Source organism: Rhizobacter sp. P3_B12 (assembly GCF_056402895.1).
Window position 1 is genome coordinate 1 of sequence record NZ_JBFUGN010001614.1, and the last position, 749, is coordinate 749.

Annotated in this window: 1 protein-coding gene and 1 pseudogene; both read right to left on the reverse strand. The window is 71.7% G+C overall.

Translation table 11 applies throughout. The features are described 5' to 3' along the window. On the reverse strand, positions 1-612 hold a 612-nt coding region (locus AC1D01_RS37240), incomplete at its 3' end, for an SDR family NAD(P)-dependent oxidoreductase (protein WP_477874918.1). A 10-nt stretch (positions 613-622) separates the two neighbouring features. Next, positions 623-749, reverse strand: a pseudogene (locus AC1D01_RS37245) (adenylate kinase); the annotation flags it as partial.

Sequence of the window (749 nt, forward strand, 5' to 3'; positions counted from 1 at the left end):
CTGCACCTCCTGCGGCATGCCGAACAGCATCGGCGTGCCGAAGATGCCCGGCGCGATCGTCATGTTGCGGATGCCGTTGCGGGCCAGGTCGCGCGCGATCGGCAGCGTCATGCCGACGATGCCGCCCTTCGACGCGGCATAGGCTGCCTGGCCGATCTGGCCGTCATAGGCCGCCACGCTGGCGGTCGAGATCAGCACGCCGCGCTCGCCGGTGGGCTCGGGCGCGTTGCGGCTCATCGCCTCGGCGGCGAGGCGGATCATGTTGAAGCTGCCGACCAGGTTGACCGTCACCGTCTTCGCAAACACCGCGAGCGGGTGCGCACCGTCCTTGCCGACCGTCTTGACGGCCGGTGCGATCCCGGCGCAGTTGACGAGGCCCATCAGCTTGCCGGCCGCCACCGCCGCGGCGACGACCGCCTGGCCGTCGGCCTCCTGGCTCACGTCGCAGCGCACGAAGACGCCGCCCAGTTCCTTCGCGACCGCCTCGCCCTTGTCGGCCTGCAGGTCGGCGATGACGACCTTGCCGCCGGCGGCCGCGAGCATGCGCGCCGAGCCTTCGCCGAGGCCCGAGGCCCCGCCGGTCACGATGAAGACCTTGCCTGCGATGTCCATGGCGTGCCTCTTACTGAAGCGCGGCCAGCGCGCGGGCGGTGATCTCCTCGACCGTGCCGGTGCCGGAGATCTTGCGGTATCGGGGCGCGACGGCGTCGCCGGCCGCGGCCCAGCTGGAGTAGTACTCGACCAGCGGG